We start from the raw sequence: 698 nt of genomic DNA, 5'->3' as shown, positions 1-698 counted from the left end.
TCAGAACCCCTACTGATCGTCGCCTTGGTGGTCCGTTACACCTCCAACTAGCTAATCAGACGCATGCCCATCCTATACCGATGAATCTTTAACTATAAGAAAATGCCTTCTCACAGTACCATGGGGTATTAATCCAGATTTCTCCGGGCTATCCCCCTGTATAGGGTAGGTTGCATACGCGTTACGCACCCGTTCGCCACTCTAGGAGTTCTATTGCTAAAACTCTTGCCGTTCGACTTGCATGTATTAGGCCTGCCGCTAGCGTTCATCCTGAGCCAGGATCAAACTCTCCATTGTAAGTTACTATATACACTATTTGACTTGGCACCCCGAAGAGCCCAAATCTTCTCTTTCTTTACTCAGGTTACTATTTTTTTTCGCCTTACATCATTTCAAAGAACTTACCAGCCAAACATTTTTGGCCAATCGTCAAAAACCCGCTTATTCAGCCCGATTTCCGTGTTTTTAATCTTTTTTCTTTTCCGTTCCTTCCGAACAGGGTTGCAAAGGTAACTGAAGTTTTTTCTCCTGCAAAAGATTTTTTAAAATAAATCCTTATTTTTTTTGACCTACCCTAAATCAATTCATTGAACCAATCCAACCTATTCCGTCACCAAAACTCCTCTTTCAACCTTTTCCAAACCGCCGTTCGCGTCGTTTGGGAGTGCAAATATCTCCCTTTTATTTCTTCTGACAAG

General features: G+C 42.4%; 1 rRNA gene. It reads right to left on the bottom strand.

From position 1 onward, the window contains the following. A 16S ribosomal RNA gene (locus BVC88_RS20985) occupies positions 1 to 297 on the bottom strand; the annotation flags it as partial. Between the last annotated feature and the right edge of the window lie 401 nt (positions 298 to 698).

The organism is Algoriphagus marinus (genome assembly GCF_001936475.1).
GTDB classification, from domain to species: domain Bacteria; phylum Bacteroidota; class Bacteroidia; order Cytophagales; family Cyclobacteriaceae; genus Algoriphagus; species Algoriphagus marinus.
The sequence above is the reverse complement of the archived record's forward strand: the minus strand, read 5'-3'. Positions and strand labels throughout refer to the sequence as shown.